Annotated in this window: 23 protein-coding genes; 18 read left to right on the top strand and 5 right to left on the bottom strand. The window is 44.5% G+C overall.

What is annotated here, in order from left to right:
- The first annotated feature begins 79 nt into the window (after positions 1-79).
- The 4 genes from ACN6KS_RS10045 (at position 80) to ACN6KS_RS10060 (ending at position 4,768) form a co-directional block, all read left to right on the top strand.
- Complete coding sequence (locus ACN6KS_RS10045; RefSeq protein WP_094874645.1) at positions 80-409, top strand: PadR family transcriptional regulator; 330 nt, start codon at positions 80-82, stop codon at positions 407-409.
- Positions 406-963 carry a DUF2812 domain-containing protein gene (locus ACN6KS_RS10050; RefSeq protein ID WP_094874646.1) on the top strand — a complete coding sequence of 186 codons (558 nt, stop codon included), beginning with the start codon at positions 406-408 and terminating at the stop codon, positions 961-963. Before ACN6KS_RS10045 ends, ACN6KS_RS10050 begins: the two co-directional genes overlap by 4 nt.
- A gap of 221 nt (positions 964-1,184) precedes the next feature.
- Positions 1,185-4,274, top strand: coding sequence for a PAS domain S-box protein (locus ACN6KS_RS10055; protein ID WP_440961936.1), 3,090 nt, complete (start codon positions 1,185-1,187; stop codon positions 4,272-4,274).
- A gap of 101 nt (positions 4,275-4,375) precedes the next feature.
- Complete coding sequence (locus ACN6KS_RS10060; protein WP_440962386.1) at positions 4,376-4,768, top strand: NusG domain II-containing protein; 393 nt, start codon at positions 4,376-4,378, stop codon at positions 4,766-4,768.
- On the opposite strand, the gene ACN6KS_RS10065 is transcribed toward ACN6KS_RS10060, so the two are convergent.
- From ACN6KS_RS10065 to ACN6KS_RS10075, 3 genes are all read right to left on the bottom strand, one after another.
- Complete coding sequence (locus ACN6KS_RS10065; RefSeq protein WP_094874649.1) at positions 4,761-5,636, bottom strand: TIGR03943 family putative permease subunit; 876 nt, start codon at positions 5,634-5,636, stop codon at positions 4,761-4,763. The two genes, ACN6KS_RS10060 and ACN6KS_RS10065, sit on opposite strands and share 8 nt — an antisense overlap.
- 48 nt (positions 5,637-5,684) lie before the next feature.
- Entirely contained in the window at positions 5,685-6,602 is a 918-nt protein-coding gene (locus ACN6KS_RS10070; RefSeq protein ID WP_373455812.1) for a permease, read from the bottom strand.
- Positions 6,603-6,670: 68 nt separating this feature from the next.
- The gene (locus ACN6KS_RS10075) at positions 6,671-7,699 is read right to left on the bottom strand and encodes a CobW family GTP-binding protein (RefSeq protein ID WP_440961937.1); all 1,029 of its coding nucleotides are present in this window, start codon (positions 7,697-7,699) and stop codon (positions 6,671-6,673) included.
- Positions 7,700-7,902: 203 nt separating this feature from the next.
- On the opposite strand from ACN6KS_RS10075, the gene rpmG reads away from it, so the two are divergent.
- The 10 genes from rpmG to ACN6KS_RS10125 all read left to right on the top strand — a co-directional run bounded on the left by rpmG (position 7,903) and on the right by ACN6KS_RS10125 (position 14,320).
- Positions 7,903-8,052, top strand: coding sequence for a 50S ribosomal protein L33 (gene rpmG, locus ACN6KS_RS10080; protein WP_094874652.1), 150 nt, complete (start codon positions 7,903-7,905; stop codon positions 8,050-8,052).
- A gap of 50 nt (positions 8,053-8,102) precedes the next feature.
- Positions 8,103-9,311 (top strand): GTP-binding protein, encoded by a 1,209-nt coding sequence (locus ACN6KS_RS10085; protein ID WP_094876166.1) that lies wholly within the window; start codon positions 8,103-8,105, stop codon positions 9,309-9,311.
- Between the two features lie 214 nt (positions 9,312-9,525).
- A complete protein-coding gene (locus ACN6KS_RS10090; protein WP_094874654.1) occupies positions 9,526-10,233 on the top strand; it encodes a metal ABC transporter ATP-binding protein in 708 nt (235 codons plus the stop codon).
- Entirely contained in the window at positions 10,179-11,045 is an 867-nt protein-coding gene (locus ACN6KS_RS10095) for a metal ABC transporter permease (RefSeq protein ID WP_094874655.1), read from the top strand. Before ACN6KS_RS10090 ends, ACN6KS_RS10095 begins: the two co-directional genes overlap by 55 nt.
- Positions 11,035-12,108: a metal ABC transporter substrate-binding protein gene (locus ACN6KS_RS10100; protein WP_440961938.1), complete on the top strand. Its 1,074-nt coding sequence runs from the start codon at positions 11,035-11,037 to the stop codon at positions 12,106-12,108. The genes ACN6KS_RS10095 and ACN6KS_RS10100 overlap by 11 nt, the downstream gene beginning before the upstream one ends.
- A gap of 28 nt (positions 12,109-12,136) precedes the next feature.
- Positions 12,137-12,406: a 30S ribosomal protein S14 gene (gene rpsN / locus ACN6KS_RS10105; protein ID WP_440961939.1), complete on the top strand. Its 270-nt coding sequence runs from the start codon at positions 12,137-12,139 to the stop codon at positions 12,404-12,406.
- A 186-nt stretch (positions 12,407-12,592) separates the two neighbouring features.
- A complete protein-coding gene (locus ACN6KS_RS10110) occupies positions 12,593-13,030 on the top strand; it encodes a DUF6157 family protein (protein WP_440961940.1) in 438 nt (145 codons plus the stop codon).
- Complete coding sequence (locus tag ACN6KS_RS10115; RefSeq protein WP_440961941.1) at positions 13,008-13,781, top strand: GNAT family N-acetyltransferase; 774 nt, start codon at positions 13,008-13,010, stop codon at positions 13,779-13,781. Before ACN6KS_RS10110 ends, ACN6KS_RS10115 begins: the two co-directional genes overlap by 23 nt.
- Positions 13,782-13,803: 22 nt before the next feature.
- Positions 13,804-14,106 (top strand): hypothetical protein, encoded by a 303-nt coding sequence (locus ACN6KS_RS10120; RefSeq protein ID WP_440962467.1) that lies wholly within the window; start codon positions 13,804-13,806, stop codon positions 14,104-14,106.
- 1 nt (position 14,107) lies between these two features.
- Positions 14,108-14,320 (top strand): hypothetical protein, encoded by a 213-nt coding sequence (locus tag ACN6KS_RS10125; protein ID WP_341134378.1) that lies wholly within the window; start codon positions 14,108-14,110, stop codon positions 14,318-14,320.
- Between the two features lie 269 nt (positions 14,321-14,589).
- Here the strand turns inward: ACN6KS_RS10125 and ACN6KS_RS10130 are convergent, their stop codons facing one another.
- Complete coding sequence (locus ACN6KS_RS10130; RefSeq protein ID WP_094874386.1) at positions 14,590-15,393, bottom strand: MBL fold metallo-hydrolase; 804 nt, start codon at positions 15,391-15,393, stop codon at positions 14,590-14,592.
- Positions 15,394-15,539: 146 nt separating this feature from the next.
- Entirely contained in the window at positions 15,540-16,124 is a 585-nt protein-coding gene (locus tag ACN6KS_RS10135; RefSeq protein WP_094874387.1) for a helix-turn-helix domain-containing protein, read from the bottom strand.
- A gap of 164 nt (positions 16,125-16,288) precedes the next feature.
- On the opposite strand from ACN6KS_RS10135, the gene ACN6KS_RS10140 reads away from it, so the two are divergent.
- From ACN6KS_RS10140 to ACN6KS_RS10155, 4 genes are all read left to right on the top strand, one after another.
- On the top strand, positions 16,289-16,576 hold the full coding sequence (locus ACN6KS_RS10140; RefSeq protein ID WP_042126253.1) for a Dabb family protein: 288 nt from the start codon (positions 16,289-16,291) through the stop codon (positions 16,574-16,576).
- Positions 16,577-16,786: 210 nt separating this feature from the next.
- On the top strand, positions 16,787-17,227 hold the full coding sequence (locus ACN6KS_RS10145) for a DUF86 domain-containing protein (RefSeq protein ID WP_042186787.1): 441 nt from the start codon (positions 16,787-16,789) through the stop codon (positions 17,225-17,227).
- Positions 17,228-17,286: 59 nt separating this feature from the next.
- Positions 17,287-17,952, top strand: a complete 666-nt coding sequence (locus tag ACN6KS_RS10150) for a helix-turn-helix transcriptional regulator (RefSeq protein WP_094874388.1) — start codon at positions 17,287-17,289, stop codon at positions 17,950-17,952.
- 100 nt (positions 17,953-18,052) lie between these two features.
- Complete coding sequence (locus tag ACN6KS_RS10155) at positions 18,053-18,505, top strand: YtxH domain-containing protein (RefSeq protein ID WP_440961942.1); 453 nt, start codon at positions 18,053-18,055, stop codon at positions 18,503-18,505.

The raw sequence follows: 18,505 nt of genomic DNA on the forward strand, positions 1-18,505 counted from the left end.
GACAATTATATCGGTTACCGTAATAATGTTATTACGGTAACCGATATATCGCTAACAGTAATAGAATGGAGATGGAATCATGCCTGAAAGCTCAGAAAGAGGAGCCTTAACAGAAGCTGTATTTTACATTTTATTGTCTTTATACACCGCAATGCACGGATACGCAATTATGCAGAATGTGAAGGATTTAAGTCATGGTCGAGTGGATCTTGGAGCGGGCACTTTATATGGAGCTATTAACACCTTGCTTGAGAAAAACTGGATAAGAGCTATAGAAGGGGAAGAAGGCTCCCGAAGAAAGGAATACGAAATTACTGAATTAGGGAAGACAGTGATTCAGGGGGAGCTTATCCGGTTGGAAGAGCTGATTGCTAATGGGAAGAGAATAGCTGGAGGTGAGTCGAAATGAAGCATGTGGTTCGCAAGCTGTTTTGGGATTTTGAGAAGGAAGAACAGTGGCTTAATGAAATGTCTGCCAAAGGGTTTGCCCTTTCAAGCTACTCCTGGTGTAAATATGTGTTTACTGACTCGCCTAAGAATGAGTATACGTATAGAATTGAACTTTTAGATAATGTGCCTACTCATCCGGAAAGCGTAGCATACCTCAAGTTTTTAGAAGAAAATGGAGTAGAGAGTGTTAGCAGCTATGTTCGCTGGATTTATCTTAGGAAGAAGTCATCCGAAGGTTCGTTTGATATTTACACGGATCTGGAATCCAAAATAAAACACTTTAAGCGAATTAACACGCTATGGAATTCTGTTATGTGGTTAGAGTTCATTGTTGGTTTAGCCAACATTCTCATTGGGGTAACGAATTATTTCAATTCATCCAGCAGCATTAGTTTAATAAACGTTGTTCTAGGCGGGCTTTTAATCCTTTTGGGACTTGTTTTTTTAAGAGCCGGTGCACCTATCCGTAAGAAAATTAAGAAGCTTCAACAAGAGAATTTAATAAGAGAATAGTTATTTTAAGTTGTGCTATGTACTAACAGCAAGCTCCCCGAGTGTTGGGGACTTGCTGTTTATTTTTTGTCTGTGAGGATAACACGCAATCTCTTTGATTTATACCAACCTATCATTTAGGACTCAGCTATCAAGCTTAATTACCGAAAAAAAGGTATACTGGAATAGATTACGAGATTGTAATAAAGTTTGTCCCCATCTCAAAAGAGGAGGCTACTCAGGTGTCTGAATTTCTTTTTAAGCAACTATACTTACGGTCTTCTATAGGGGTTGCAGTAGTCTCTCCCAAGGAAGGAACCTTGATTCAATCCAACCCGGCGCTTTGCCATATGCTCGGTTATTCTGAAGAAGAGCTTTTGAATATGCATTATTTAGATCTTATTTATCCAGACGATAAAATCGATGATGATCATTACGTTATCCTGAACAATCTCTTAGCAGATCCTGGGTCCGCGATGGAATTAGAAAGACGGTTCCTGTGTAAGGATGGCGAGATGATCTGGGTAGCACAACATATATTTCTGATTCTTCAGGAGAATTCTAGTGAACCTCTTGTCATGATTTCAGAACTAACGGATATCACAGACCGAAGACTTGCCGAAGATAAGATTCAGGAAGATCAACATTTATATAATTTGATCACAAAAAATACACCGGATATGATTTCTTTTGGCGAACCTGACGGTACGTTGCAATACGTGTCTCCTTCAGTGGAGCTGTTGCTGGGATATCCTGCAGATGAAATGATAGGCACGAAAAGACCTGATTATTATCACGTAGATGATGCCTTAGAGATGACCAAACACGGAAAACTCTATTCGGATACGGATGTGTATACACGTAGAGCCCGGCATAAGGACGGACATTATTTGTGGATCGAGAGCAGTTCACAGGTGGTACGTGATGAGCAGGGGCAAATCAAGCAGATATTAACCATCGGCCGCGATATTACACAGCGTAAGAAATATGAGGATATGCTGGCGAAAGCCCAATATCTTGCGAAAATGGGATCTTGGGAATGGGATGCGACAAAAGCGCGGTTGACGGTTTCTAGAGAAATGCGTAACATTTTCGGCTTTTCGTTAGATGAGAGTATTCATTCCTATTTTGATTACAGGCATGTTCTTTCCTGTATTGATCCAGCTGATTTTACAAGACTTGAAAAGCTAGTGCGTCAATCCTTTGCAAATGTGACGAATGGCGAAGCTATGGTTCGGATTAAAAGTGCGGATGGGATTTTGAAGTTTTTGGATGTACACTGGGAAGTGCTTAAGGATGAAGAAGGAAGAGTGCTACAGATCAGCGGGATTGCCCAGGATGTGACTGAACGTCATCGAATGGAGGAACAGATGCGTGATAGTGAGCAGAATTACCGACTTCTGTCGGAAAATTCAATGGATTTTATTTCACGAAATACAGCAGACGGACACCTCACCTATCTGTATGCATCACCGATTTGCCAGACAATGTTCGGTTATACACCGGAAGAAATGTACGAAACCAGAGGAATAGATTACATACATCCTGAGGACAAGGAGAAGGTAGTAACCTATCTTAGCAATTGTATGGAAGGCAAGAAGCTCGAGCCTGTGACCTTTCGGTTTCTTTGCAAAGATGGAACATATATTTGGACGGAGACAACACTTCGCTACATCTACTCGGAGACATTTGGAGGACAAGAGCTGGTGTGTGTAACCCGGGACATTGCGGAACGGGCGCGGCATTTTGAAGAAATAGAGAAGTTAAGTAACGAGCATGCTCTAATACTGAATTCAGTATCTGAAGGCATATTTGGTATGAATCTCGAAGGGGATACGATGTTCATCAACCCAGCGGCGATTACTATGCTAGGATACGATCCAACGGAATGGTTGAACAGCAAATTCCATACGATTCATCAGACTTGGCTGGATAATGAGCCATTCTTGGGCATCCAGAAGACGCTGATTCCCTCGCACTTCAATAATCGCTCTTTTGATGAGAAAGAGGGCGTGTTTTGGAGGCAAGATGGTTCCAGCTTTTTAGTCAGATATCACATGACTCCTCTTTTTGATGGAGAAGAGCGGATCGGAGCTGTAGTGGTTTTCCGGGATATCACAGAAGAGAAGGAGATTGTGCGAGCGAAGGAGTCTGCAGAGGAAGCGGATCGGGCGAAGTCGGAGTTTCTAGCGATCATGAGCCATGAGCTGCGTACACCTATGAACGGTATTATAGGAATGGCAGACTTGCTCTCAGGTACAGAGCTGGATGAAGAGCAAAGCTACTACACACAAATCATTAACAGTAGTGGAGAAGCATTGCTTCATATTTTGAATGAAGTGCTGGATTTCAGCAAAATTGAAGCAGGTATGATGACACTTGAACTGCAAATGGTGGATTTACGTGAAGTGATTCAGAACGTTAGTGAGCTATTCTATCCGAAGGTCAAAGAGAAAGGGTTGTTACTGACTATCAATATTGCACCTGATCTTCCATTTGTCGTTGTGACGGATGAGGCGAGATTGCGCCAAATTCTCGTGAACTTAGTGGGAAATGCGGTGAAATTTACGGAGACAGGTGAAATTAGTATTTCTGCCAGTCTGGAGGCTTCTCAAAAGTCAGGAAATATTATCGTTAAGTTCATGGTTAAAGATACGGGTTTGGGAATTCCAGTTGCCAGTCAAGGGTTGTTGTTTCAATCGTTCTCGCAATTGCATCCTTCCATTAATCGTAAATATGGCGGAACAGGACTGGGACTGGCCATTAGTAAAAAGCTGGTGGAGCTGCTTGGAGGAGCGATTGGTGTAAGGAGTTGTGAGAAACATGGCTCAGAGTTCTTTTTCACCGTGGAGGTCTCTTTGCCCAAAGAGGAATGGAATCAGAAGGTAATGCTCCACCCTTCAGTGGATGCAGACAAAAGCAATAAACCTAACGCCAAAGCATCTGATACTGGAGAATATGGACCGATGTCTATTCTCATCGCTGAAGATCATCCTGTGAATCAGCAACTGATGCTGGCTTATATGAAAAAGAGGGGATACTTCCCTGACATTGCATCAAATGGCGAGGAAGCAGTTCGAGCTGTGCTGTCCAAGGATTATGATCTCGTCTTTATGGATATTCAGATGCCAGTTATGGATGGGATAGAAGCAACAGGAATCATACGTGAGAAGCTCGGGCTGTCTCCTGTTATTATTGCGGCCACAGCGTTTGCCAGAAATGAAGATAAAGATATGTGTCTGAGTGCAGGAATGCAGGATTTCATCTCCAAGCCTATCTCTATAAAGGAGCTTGATAGGGTATTAAAAGATTGGTCTACTCGGATTCGTTAAGGATGAGGAGTGTCATTGACAAAAGGGCGTAAGATTAATATATTTGTAATCGTAATCATTACGAATATATTGTCGATGAAAGGATCCGTACCTTGTTAAAGATGAAGCGTGGCGATTTTGTAATCATTTTTTTAGCTCTATTCGCAGCAGGTTTGATCTACGGAATCAAGTGGTGGGACACCCGTAATGAACAGTATCAGCAAGGAGATTTGAAAGCTATAATTACGGTCGATGGTAAGGAATACAAGACCGTTTCTTTGACTAAAGAAGAGCAAATTATAGATATTCAATCGGAGTTTGGTCACAATACCTTAAAGGTATTTGATTACGGGATCCAAATGACATATTCTGACGCTCCTTTGCGAATCGCTTTAGAAATGGGGTTTATTTCTAGGCCAAAGCAACAAATCATATGTATACCCGCCCGTATTATGGTTGAAGTATTTAACCCTAACCGAGTGAATGATGAGGATGAGCTGGACGCAATTATTTAGTAGGTTTGGCCGTATTCTGCAAAGCTTTCCATGCCGTTATGGAGTCAGCACTCGTGTAAATGTAGGGTGTTGTTGGTTGCGCAATAGGTGTAATTGCTTCTGCGTGTATTTGCATCATTTCTTGGCCCTTGTATTGCACAACTTGAAGCTTGCCCCGAACCTCTATCCAGGTATCGGTGGGCAAGCTTTTTAATTTGCCGGAATCAACCAGCATCCCAAATGGAGTAGCATCGGCGGTACAGCACTGAACCAGAAATCTGCCAATGGCAAATGCATTCTCTGGCGTTTCACTATCATCGCGATACAGAAAACCGGAAACGGAAATTTCTTTGCCTTCAAATTGTTGTTTATACATGTCAATAGCACCTAGTGTTTCAGAAAAAATATCAGAATACACAGGGATAGTAGGCTGCGCATATAGAATCTTAGCTAGCTCAGTGAGCTCCTCATGATAAGGATCAATCGATTCGAATCTAACAGCATTGGTAGACTCTGATGGTAATGAGGAGAACGAAATCCCCTTTTTACTAGCGGCCATACTTCCCAAGGCACGATCAGGAAGTACAAATCCAAGCAACAGTGGAAAGAGGAATAATCCATAAAGCGCTGTACTTTTAAATATGGAATGAGGGAGGCGGTGCTCGCAGTCACATAGCACACTTCCCTTACCAAATAAGGCTTGAATAGCCAAGCTGAGCGCCATAAGTGTCAGAGGAATCGGACATAACTGAACCCAGCGTGCTAGCTTAGGCGCTACATAATAATGCAAAGCGTCCTGCTGCACTAGTTGCCCAATATAGAGAGCAAAGGCGAGCAGAATGACCGCCCTTAACAAATAGTGAAATCGGATGCTTCGAGAGTCATTCATACGCTTCCTCCTAACAATGCGGTAAGCATCTGCTTGTCACCTTTATGATCACAGCCATAAGGACATGAGTACGGCTCCAATAAATACGCTCGAAAAGATAAGAAAGAACAAATAAAGAGCAAATTTGGTCTTAAACAGCGAAAGTAACATCAATGAATTTTTGAAATCTAGCATTGGCCCAAATACCATAAAAGCGAGCAGTGCTCCTGCTGGAAAAGAATGTACAAAGGTGGAAGCTACAAAGGCATCTGAGGTGGAACAGAGCGAAAGCACAAATGCCAGTCCCATCATGAAAAAATAAGACCCGAGCGGCTTATCTCCGATCGCAGCCAAACTGTCCTGAACCATAAACGTCTGAATGCCAGCGGTCAATAGGCAGCCAATGATTAAGTATTTTCCCATCTCAAAAAACTCATCCGACGTATGCACGAAGACGGCGGCTAACTTTCCTCCACGAGAATTATTATGATGAGTGTTATCGGTTTCGCGCTGAACGCTGAGGCGTATAGGGGACTTTTTCACCGTTGCATAGATAATCAAGCCTATAATACAGGCGACTATAAAAGCTAGACCCATCCGGGCATAGGCCAGTTCTGAGTGGTTGCGAAAGGCAGTCAGTGTTGCTCCATAGACGACTGGGTTTAGGATGGGTCCGGATAAGATGAACACAATCGCGACATAGACAGGCATACCCTTATGGATAAGTCGGCGGACAAGCGGGATCATTCCACATTCGCATACTGGGAATATAATTCCGAGCAGGCAAGCGAATAAAATAGCCAGAAACGCCTGCTTCGGAATCCACCGGGAGATCATTTCATCCGGGATAAAGACACGAAGCAGCGAGGATAATAAAGCTCCTGCTAACACAAACGGCAAGGCTTCTAGCAAAATCCCGATAAAGCCGGTTTTGAACGTGTCAATGTACGCGTTATCTAGTAGCTCCAGTTGATTAGGCACCCATATAAAACCAATGATAATCAGGAATGAGATCGGTAGAAGCAGCGGCAGTATTTTTAAAGGGGAAAGGGTAGTCAAGGCTCGAATAAGGTGGACCACCGATCTGCCAGCAGTTCCTCATCTAAATTTATCCCGATGAATACTACATAAGGCATTCCGGGGTAACGTGACGCCTCCCAGCTTGTACGCATTCCCGCATATTGGACAAGTTGAACCGGTTCCTGTTCGGACAAAAGGATATGTCCTTTGGCACGGAGCAGATTGTCACCCCATTCTTGAAAGAAAGCCTCTAGCCGTTCTTTGGAAGGCATTGTAGTCCCTGCTTGCGGAATGGTTAGCGTGATGGCGGTCACTTGGGAAAAAGAGGCATGGGACTCCTCTTGCCGTTCTTTTACTGCTGTGGCTCCCTGTTCTGAATTCATTTGTTTAAGTGTTGCGCCTTTAAAGGTTTGAGGTGCACGTTGTGGCGCGGGAGCGATGATTTTACGTGGGGTGATTCCTGATAATATCGGTGAAAGGTTGATTTCGCTGTAATGGGTATAAACGATTTCAGCCTCTGAATTTTGTTTTCGGACACCCTTTTCAATTCGCCATAAGGTTTCTGGCTCTACAAGATCGCTCTTATTAACGACAATGAGATCAGCGGAGGACAGCTGCTTGCGAAGGGTACGAACCAGCTGTTTGTCAGAAGAGAGTCTGCTGTTATATTCCAAGGCGTTCTCTGCATCCAATAAGGTGATCGTAAAATGTAATTCGACCCTTTCCTGTAGAGCGGCTTCTTGTAATGTTTTGGAAATTTCTTCAGGGTTCGCGACGCCAGTAAGCTCGATATAAATAGCATCAGGCCGTCCTCTTAACAGTACCAGCAGGCTGTCTGCCAAATCCTCTTTACGGCTACAGCATACACATCCGTCCAGTAGCTTAGTCACGGTTGTACCCGTATGCTCCTGCAGAATATACCCATCAACATCTCTCTTTCCCAGCTCATTCATAACTACGCCAGGGTTCAGACCTCTTACCTTGCTCTCTTTCAGCAGGGACAATAGCAGAGTTGTCTTCCCGCTCCCCAGAAACCCGCTCAAAATAATTACTGGTATCTTCATGATCTCCACTCCTGCCTGATTCTCTTGGAAATACAAGAATCATATTTTTATAATTCCATCTATACGTGAGTTGTCCGCCAGAAAGACCACAAAGTTAAGAGAGTTGAAATATTTACAAGACGATAGTTGACAGAGTGTGAATAAACCGTGTACGATGTGTTAATCGTAATTATTACGATTTAACTAAAAAGGAGATGGAACCCATGAGAGTAACCATTACTTTAGCATGCACCGAGACAGGAGATCGCAACTATACCACTACGAAGAATAAGCGAAATCACCCAGAACGTATGGAAATGAAGAAATATTGCCCACGACTCAAAAGAGTTACATTACACCGCGAAACCCGGTAAGTGCTATAAATGCCAAACATAAATGCTAATCAATGATAGGAGTGTTCTGAATGAAAAAAATCCCGGTTACTGTGCTCAGTGGCTACTTAGGCTCTGGGAAGACAACGCTGCTGAATCATATTTTGCATAACCGTGACGGGCTTAAAGTGGCCGTTATAGTAAATGACATGAGTGAAGTGAATGTGGATGCAAATCTGGTGAAGTCGGGAAATACGCTGTCCAGAACCGAAGAGAAGCTGGTTGAAATGTCTAATGGATGTATTTGCTGTACACTTCGGGATGATTTGATTATTGAAGTGCAAAAGCTAACTGCTGAGGGACGATTTGATTACATCCTGATTGAATCCTCTGGCATTAGTGAGCCGGTACCCGTAGCCCAGACCTTTACCTACGCGAATCCCGAGCTAGATATCGATTTAACTTCACTTGCTCAATTGGATACGCTGGTGACGGTAGTGGATGCTGGGCGTTTCTGGCATGACTTCTCCTCTGGGGATAGTCTAATAGATCGTAATCAAACGGCTGGTGAGGGAGATTTCCGCGATATTGTAGATCTGCTGATTGATCAGATTGAAACCTGTGATGTGCTGCTGCTGAATAAGTGTGATCTGCTGCAAGAAGATGAACTCAACAAGCTTGAAGCTGTGCTCCGTAAACTGCAGCCAATGGCCAAGCTTATCCGCACGGTTAACGGTGTAGTCGATCCGAAGGAGATTCTGAATACTGGATTGTTTGATTTTGACAAAACAAGCTTGTCTTCGGGCTGGGTTGCGGAGCTGAATAAGGAGTCGCATACCCCTGAGACAGAGGAATATGGGATATCCTCTTTTGTCTATCGTCAGAGAACACCTTTCCATCCGCAAAGATTAAGTTTTTTCTTTAGCAACTGGCCGGAAGAGGTTGTTCGATCAAAAGGAGTAGTATGGGTAGCGGCCAAAGGGGATCTTGCAGCTACTTTAAGTCAGGCAGGACCTTCGATTCAGTTCGGACCTGCCGGTTACTGGCTGGCTACAATGCCTAAAGAGCAACAGCTGGAGGTACTGGAAGAGGAACCTGAGCTGCGGGCGAAATGGGACGAGCAGTGGGGTGATAGAATTAATGAAATTGTATTTATCGGTGTAAACATGGATCAAGCTCAGCTCGAAGCCAGATTGGACAGATGTCTGCTGACAGCCGAAGAACTGAAGCTGGATTGGGCCAAGTTTAACAATCCATTACCATGGCCTGTTGAGGAGCTTCTAGCAGCCGCTGAAGAGTAGAACTATAGGGAGTTAGAGATGAAAAACCGGGATCCAGCAGGCTGGAATTCCGGTTTTTGCTATATGCTCAAGTAAATAATAGTTACTATTACGATTAATTTCTGGATTTGGGTTTACAAATCGTAATGATTACGATATTATCAATTTTGTTAATCGTAAAACTTACGATTTGAAAGCAAGGCAGACATAATCAGTCAGAAGGGAGGCGAGGCATATGATCCTATCATCCATGCGAAATGTAGTGTTCGGGTATGGGGATGAACCTGTACTTGATAACATTTCACTAGAGATTCATACCGGACAGTTTATTGGGATAACAGGACCTAATGGGGCTGCCAAGACCACCCTGTTGAAGCTTATGCTCGGCCTGCTCCGTCCATGGAGTGGAACGGTACATTTGAATAAAGCGCTGTCGGATAACGGGAAGCTGGTTATCGGGTACGTACCACAGCAGGTAGCTTCTTTTAACGCGGGGTTCCCAAGCAAGGTGATTGAACTGGTTCGCTCAGGTTGTTACCCAAGGCTGGGGTTATTTAGACGGTTCACACCGGAGCAGGACGAAATCGTTGAGCGAAGTTTAAGGCAGGTGGATATGTGGCATTTGCGAGACCGGAGGATAGGAGAGCTGTCAGGCGGTCAAAAGCAGAGGATCTGTATCGCCCGTGCCTTGGCACAGCAGCCGCAGATATTGGTTCTGGACGAACCCACTACAGGAATGGATCTGGACAGCCGCATAGGGTTCTATAAGCTAATGCGCCACGATGTCAGTGAACACGGTCGAACGGTAATCATGGTGACACATGCTCTGGAAGAGACCAGTTCCTATCTTGATACGGTGATCAGCTTGGAACGAAAGGAGGACGAAGGATGGCAATGTTTAGTTACGAATTCATGCAACGTGCATTTTGGGCCGGTGGGTTAATTGGCATTATCGGTCCACTGCTCGGGGTATATCTCATGCTTCGCCGTCAGGTGCTCATGGCAGATACCCTCTCTCATGTATCACTTGCAGGAGTAGCCCTAGGTTCGATCCTGCAGCTTAATCCAGCATTAAGTGGTTTCATGGTTGCGATTCTTGGCGGTATTGTTATCGAACAGCTTCGACGTTCCTATCGTACATACAGCGAGCTTCCGGTAGCTATTATTATGACCTCTGGACTGGCGTTGGCAGTTGTGCTTATGAGCTTAAAGCAGAATTTGAGTAAAAGCTTCAGCTCCTACCTGTTTGGTTCCATTGTTGCGGTCAGCGATACCCAATTGATGATTATTGCTCTCGTAGCTGTAATCGGCCTGCTCTATTTTATTGTTTTTCGCAGATCTCTGTATAATCTGACCTTTGATGAAGAAACCGCTACTATCAGTGGAGTTCATGTAGGCTGGTTATCCTTTTCGTTTGCGGTACTCACTGGGATGACGGTAGCGGCTGCGATGCCAGTTGTTGGGGTTTTGTTGGTTTCAGCACTTATTGTTTTGCCAGCATCGATCGCTTTGCGTATCGCGTCAGGTTTTGCGACAGCTATATGGATCTCGATTAGCGTAGGACTGCTTGGTGTGTTTAGTGGACTCAGTGCCTCTTATTACATCAATACACCGCCGGGTGGGACAATTGCGCTTATCTTGCTATCTTTTTTGTTAATTGCAATCTTGGTACAGAAGCTGATCAGGCTTAAAAATCGTCGTCACATTCAAAAATCTATTTCCAGAAAAGGAGCTACATCTCTCAATGAAATTTAGAATCCATCATCTAGCTATTTTGTCTCTATCCACCTTACTTTTTGCCGCAGGCTGCGGTAACAATAATGCAGTTAATTCTACTGCTTCGAAAGCCGCGAATGCCTCTGGAGCCGCAGAAGTTACTGCACTTCCAGAAGCCTCGAAATTAAATATTAAAGTCAGTTTTTATCCGATTTACGAGTTTACGAAAAATGTGGCAGGTGATCTGGCAGAAGTAGAAGCACTCATTCCAGCTGGAATTGAGCCGCATGATTGGGAACCAACCGCTCAGGATATGGCTGAAATCTCAGATGCGGATATGCTGATCTATAACGGCGCTGGAATGGAAGGCTGGGTGGATCAAGTACTGGAAAGTGTATCCAGAAAATCATTAATCACGGTAGAGGCCAGCAAGGGCTTGGACATTATGGAAGGGACAGAAGAGGAAGAAGCGGAACATGCTCATGAAGAAGGCGAACATGCTCACGAAGAAGGCGAACATGCTCACGAAGAAGGCGAACATGCCCATGAAGAGCATTCGCATGATCATGACCATGGTGGATTAGACCCTCATGTGTGGCTCAGTCCAGTGCTTGCTATTCAAGAAGTGCGTAACATTGAAGCGGCTTTATCTGCGGCTGCGCCTGATAATGCAAAAGCTTTCAAGGCGAATGCAGATGCTTATGTAGCTAAGCTGGAGCAGCTGGATCAAGCGTTTAAGGATGAACTTAAGGAAACTAAACGTAAGGATTTCATCACCCAGCATGCGGCTTTCGGTTACCTCGCCAAGCAGTATGGATTAACTCAGGTCCCGATTGCCGGATTATCACCGGAGCAGGAACCTTCTGCAGCGAATATGAGCAAAATTGTGGAGTTTGCAAAAGAGCATGAGGTGAAGACGATTTTCTTCGAGACGCTTGTATCCTCAGGTGTGGCTGATACTATCGCTAAGGAGATTGGTGCCAAAACAGCCGTTCTAAACCCGATTGAAGGCTTAACAGAAGAGGATCGTAGTCAGAGCCTGGATTATTTGGGGATCATGCGTCAGAACCTGGAAGCCTTGAAGAGTGCATTAAACGAGTAGAACATTCAGAAGTGGAAGGAGAACCACAATGGCCAAGAAATCAAAAATTGTGAAAGAATTGAAGAGACAGGAGCTAGTGGAAAAATATGCAGCTAAAAGAAAAGAACTAAAAGAAAAAGGAGACTATATGGCCTTGCAAAAGCTGCCGTGTGATTCCTCCCCAACTCGTCAAAAAAATAGATGTCAAGTATCCGGAAGGCCGCGGGGATATTTACGGAAGTTTAATGTTTCCCGGATTGTATTCCGTGAATTGGCGCATAAAGGTCAAATTCCCGGGATCACAAAGTCGAGCTGGTAGAAGTAAGCTTTGCTAATCAGAGAACACTAAGAGAACGGTCAACCCTTCATCATTTAGAAGATTGGCCGTTTTTGTTGTTTTAGTTGCTTCAATTTCATGGACTTCAGAAAATTCGGCTATGCTTAGCATAGGATGATGATTTATCATATAAGGAATATATTTCTATTCCGTATGGAGGCGATGCAAATGAGCTATACCGATACTTTTATTCGTGTAGCAGAGGATTGTCCAGAGGAGACCGGAGTACCTCCGATGTCTTGCCGAACGCTCCCGCCTGCACATGTGATTCAATATGAACTGCTTATGAATGAACCTTACCAATACAACCATGAAGAACTTCTTTATGAGGTTCATGTGCGTCATAAACAAATCCCTCTAGAAGATCGAGTGACTCGTAAGGAGGAAATATGGAACGAGCTATTTTCCAGAAACCACCCTTGCCTGCGGGCGTCATTGCTGGCGAAGCGGTTTGGCTGGGGAGTTCATTTTAACAGTGAAGGAAAGATAGCTCTTTACGGTAAAGAATCGCCCGAATACGACTTCTACACCTCCCAAGGAGAGGTAACTACTGTAAAGCTGTTGCTTGCGATGCGCAACAAACGTGCCTCGAAGGGAGAGGGTTGAACTGTATAAATTCATAGAAGAAATCACACTGAATACTTGGCCGGCAGAGCAGAGCGTGCTTCTGAAGGGATGGATTCTACGTACTGCAGCAGGTTATACAAAACGGGCCAATTCGGTCAATCCGTTATATGGGGCAGGGCACTGCACGGCTGATTTAGGCGATCAGATCAAGCTTGCGGAGCAGTATTATGAACAGGCTGGACTAAAGCCAGTCTTTAAAATAACTCCCTACATCCAGCCTGCAAGCCTTGATGAGAAGCTAGCCGATCGTGGTTACAGCATAGCGGAGCCTTCATCAGTAAGATTGCTTGATCTGGAGGACTTAGCGACCCCTGATTTACGTTATACGGTTCAGGTGCAGGAGAACTTGACTGAAGCGTGGCTAAACGTATTCAGTGAGCTTACCGAGCTGTCCGATAAGAACCGGGGAACCTTAACCAGAATGTTGTCCGCCTCGCATTTGAAGCAGGGTTATGTCATATTGTTCAACAATGATATTCCTACCGCTTGTGGTCTTGGCGTGATTCAGAACGGATACATGGGTCTGTATGATATTGTCACTGCTGCGGAATACCGTAGACAAGGGATGGCAGAGCAATTATTGCTGGCCTTGCTTCACTGGGGGAAGTCACGGGGAGCTAAGACCTCTTTCCTGCAAGTGGTACAAGCTAATGCTGGAGCTTCAGCCTTGTATGACAAACTGGGCTTTAAGGAGATTTATCAGTATTGGTATAGGGTGCTGGGAAGCTAGTGTGAGGAGTGGAAGAAAATCTATGTCCGAATATTGGAGTCGAAGATTTGCGCAAGAAGGCATGATCTGGGGGAGTGAGCCGAGTCCTACAGCTCAGGCAGCAAGGAATATTTTTCGGCAGCATAATGTGAAGTCAGTTCTAGTCCCAGGTTCAGGATATGGACGAAATACGAAGGTATTCTCAGAAGAGTTTAAGACTTTCGGCGTTGAGTTAAGCGTGGAGGCGCTAAAGATGGCGACAGAGTGGGATTCTAGGAGTCATTTTTTTAGGTTCAGTGCTAGACTCTATTTTGGAAGAAAAGGTAGATGCCATCTATTGCTATGACATGCTGCATTTATTTCTCGAAGAGGATCGTAGAAGATTGGTGGCTAATTGTCTGGAACAGTTACAGCCAGATGGATGGCTCTATTTCACCAGCTTTTCCGATGAGGACGCAAATAACGGCTGTGGAGCACTTTTGGAGCCGGGAACCTACGAATATAAAGAAGGAAAATGTGCCCACTTTTTCAGCGATGTGGAATTAAATTTCAATACTTAGAAGTAGAGCAGCTCTTAATTCTCTTCGGAACGTGAGAGGTAGTTGTTTCGCTGATAATGAGGGAAAACCTCCCTGGAATTTAGCAAATATTGCTTGATATCCATGGTTTTAAGGGGAAAACTCCCTAATAATTCGTTGAATATCCTTTGAATTGGCTATTTCAAGTGAATTAAAGGGAGTTTTTCCCGGATTATGCTTTGAGAGGGATGCTCGCCCGGATAAATAGGGACTTTTTCCCTAATTCTAGTTGAATGATAAAAGCACCTTACTTACACAAACTTTCCTTGACCCGGCAGCGCCATTTCTTTGAAATTTTTGCATAAATGAGCAAGCTGAGTAGATAGTTTTTCACCCTCCATCGGTACCCCATGTCCAGAGAGAACGATATGAGGATTGAGCAGTGCAAGGGTGCGGACCGACTTTTCCGCATCTTCCCAGTCTGTCGTGAAATAAGAGGGAGGGCCATGCACCACCTGATGTTGAGTCGCCACAGCGAATACCGATTCTTGTTTGACCGTAAGGAAAGTGTCACCAGCAATTAGCACCTTATCCTCTGGTCTGAACAGGGAAATATGTCCCGGACTATGCCCAGGAGTATGGACCCATTTCCAGCCGTGTGCTCCAGGGACGGTCCTGTCTTCCGGCAACGGATGGATGGCTGATCCAAGGTCGATGCCATGATGGGAGAATAATGAGGACACCATACTCATCAGCCCGCCGCCTACGGCCGGATCGGCTGGCGGATAATCCGCTTTCCCTGTTAAATAAGGAAGCTCTAGTGGATGAGCATACACGGGTACATTCCATTCCTCAATAAGCTTTTTCACACCCCCGATATGATCAAAATGCCCATGCGTCAAGACAATTGCCACCGGAGGCTTCTCAAACTTCTCCTTAGCAAAATCAATAATATGGTCTGTGTATGAGCTTAGCCCCGTATCTACAATGATCCAGTCCGAATGGGGCTGGCCGATGAATGCGCAATTTACGAACATGGTTCGCAGTCCGATGACACCAGGGGCCACGTCCCAAGTATCGGTGTAGCCTTCAGATAGTATTCCGTCAAGTCTCATCTTACGCCTCCTGTTCCGTTCTTAGTTCTGTACGTGGTACCTAAGCAGTAGTATGACCTTTTTTCGAGAAAAAAATATGGCAAAAAACCCTTTTCATGAATTCATGAAAAAGGGTTGGCATTGCACTTATAAACGAAGTGATCACATTAGAGCGTTCCGCAGTCTGCAAATAGAATATGGCGTGGAATCCGGAAGAAGGCTTCGGCTTTTTCCTGCAGAGCAGGGGTAGGCAGATGGCTGCTGTGCAACCATTTTCGAAACGTTCCGGGATGAACGCCTATCCAAATACTTACATCGGTAACGGAAAAATCGTAAACCATACAGAGACCGGTCAGAATCACATTGCTACGTGGAGAACTGGTAATACTTCTTTTCATAAATCGCGAAGGTGTTGGTTGACATACAATTGGACTTTGACGAATCAGTGCTTCATTAAACAAAATGTGGGGCGGGTACCCGAGTAGGCGGCAGGTCTTGTCAATGTTATTGTTGGAAGGGATACGACCTTCGTATACCCAGGCACTTACGCTGCGAGAGGATATACCCAGATCTTCTGCGAGTTTTGAAAGTTTGATATCCTTAGCCATCAATACAGCAAGTAACACACGGTTTCTAATCTGGCTACGCTTTGGACGGCGGAATCTTTTTACACGAACGCCTTGTCCAAGATATTTGCGGTTGATCAGAGACCACGCCTGGATATTATGAGTTTCTTGTTGGTTACTAGGCATAATTCCTCCGATTTTTTAAAAATATACTACAACACTTTCCTGTACATCGGCAATGGTTAATGCTGCTATTTCTGTAATCACCTTTTAAGTTTCTTTCAGAACACGTAAGCTTATGATATATTTTTAATATCTAATTACAATATTACAACAGGGAGCGAGTTAGAATGATTAAGCATATTGTGTTTTTTAAATTGAAGGACCGGTCCGAAGAAAGCGTTGCGGCAACGGTAGCCGTACTGCGAAATATGGAAGGTAAAATTCCGCAGCTCCTTTCGATTGAAGTGGGTGCTGATATCATTCATTCTGATCGATCCTTTGATATTGCTCTAGTTACGGTGGTAGCTTCTCTAGATGATTTACAGGCTTATCAGGTTCATCCGGCGCACAAGGAAGTTATAGCTCATATTAATGAGGTTAAAGAACTTTCAATTGCTGTGGATTACGTAATTTAAGCGGTCTACTGATTAACAAGCATCATCATTTTATACCGGAAGCGGTGACAGGAATGCGTGAGCTCGAGTATCCGATGGAAGCGTTAACTTATTTGGTCGTTTTTCTTGCGGCATGTTTCATTATGTTCTTCTGGCTGAAACGCCGCGGCAAACGCGGTAAGTAGGGATAATGCAGATTTCTCTAACTATTTTTGACATGGGGGTATTGCTGTGTATTATGTCAACCGCAAACAAATCGAAACCATTCTTGCTCAAATCCCAGATATAACGACGGGTCTTCGGACTGTAACAGCTTCATGGGATGGCAATACTTTAACCGGACTAATACAAGAACGTTGCCTTCATCTGGCGATAGAGGTGGTTACGGACGTTGGTAGTTGTCTGATTGACGGTTTTATTATGCGCGATGCTGGAAGTTATGAGGATATCATTTCAATCATACATGAAGAAAAAGTGCTAGGTAAAAGTGAGATCTACGAGCGATTGATAGAGCTTGTCGCACTTCGTAAGCCGCTCGTGCAGGATTATTTTGCCTGGGAAAGAGAAGCGCTGCACCCGCTCACACCAATCCTTTCAGAGGTGCTAGAGAAGTTTGCTGTTGAAGTAGGGAATTATTTGGATCAGGAACTTGGGTCCGGTGTAACGCTATAATAGCATAAGATAGAATCATATAAAATAGGCGGTAGCCGTGAAAGAGAGGGGGTTCCTTTATGATGAAGATGGGGCAGGAAAATGGATCGACAAGGCACTTGATTATGACGCTCCTGAAGACGAAAGGACCACTGACCATCGGCGCGCTGGCAGAAGAATTGGGAATTACAGAGATGGGTGTCCGTCGCCATGTGCTTCAGCTGGAGCAGGAGGGACTTGCTAAGACAAAAGTGGTTCGGCAAGCGATGGGGCGGCCTTTACATATGTATTCTTTAACAGAGAAGTCCGAAGAGTATTTTCCAAAAAGTTATCACAATCTGGCTTTGGAGCTTCTGCGTGAATTGGATTATGGCAGTGGATTGGATGCTGTTAATACATTGTTTGAGGGACGCCGTCGCCGGATGCTCACACAGTATGCACCAATGATGGAACGCCGGAGTTTGGAAGAACGAGTAGCTGAGTTATCGTCGATCCAAAACGCCGGTGGATATATGGCAGAGTGGAACCGTGAAGAGGATGGTTCGTTTGTCATAAGAGAATACAACTGCCCGATTCGCCAGGTGGCTACTCAGTATCGTAAAGCTTGTCAATGCGAGCATAGCCTATTTGAGGAATTGCTGGATGCTAAGGTTACACGAAGTGAATGTATGGCAGAAGGCGGACAATGCTGCCGATACGCAATTGCACCCAAAAATGTAACAGACAAAACTTCTGAAAAGTCGTAATAATTAGTCACAAGACAAACTCCTGCTGCTTATGATATAGCAGATATAGGCATTAGCCCGGTAGAGCGGGGAGCAATGAATTTAAAGGAGAGATGAAACGATGAAAAAGGACACTAAAGGTTTGTTATGGGGAGCTTTAGTCGGAAGTGTGGTTGGATCAGTGACAGCACTTCTGTTCGCGCCTAAGCCAGGTAAAGAGCTGCGCAAGGATATTGCGGAAGGAACAGCTGCCGGCATTGAAAAGGTACAGGGAATTGCCGTGCAGGCTGGAGACAAGAGCGTTGAGCTGTACGACAAAGCTAAGGATTCTATAGGTCATGTAGTCCATGAGGTTCGCGAATGGAGCAAATCATGTTCGAATGCTGTAGAAGAAGATACTGCTACTGTAGCAGTAAGTGGAATTGCTACGGAAGAAACGATTCAAGAGGCTGCGGCTACTTTGGAAGAGGTAACGGAGTTAGAGGTTTTACCTGTTAGTGATGAAGTAAGCAATGAAGAAGCTAGCCTTGAAGAAGCTCAAACAGATGACAAGGACAATAACGAAATCGCATAA

The sequence above is a fragment of the Paenibacillus nitricinens genome, from assembly GCF_052056485.1.
Lineage (GTDB): Bacteria > Bacillota > Bacilli > Paenibacillales > Paenibacillaceae > Paenibacillus_AQ > Paenibacillus_AQ nitricinens.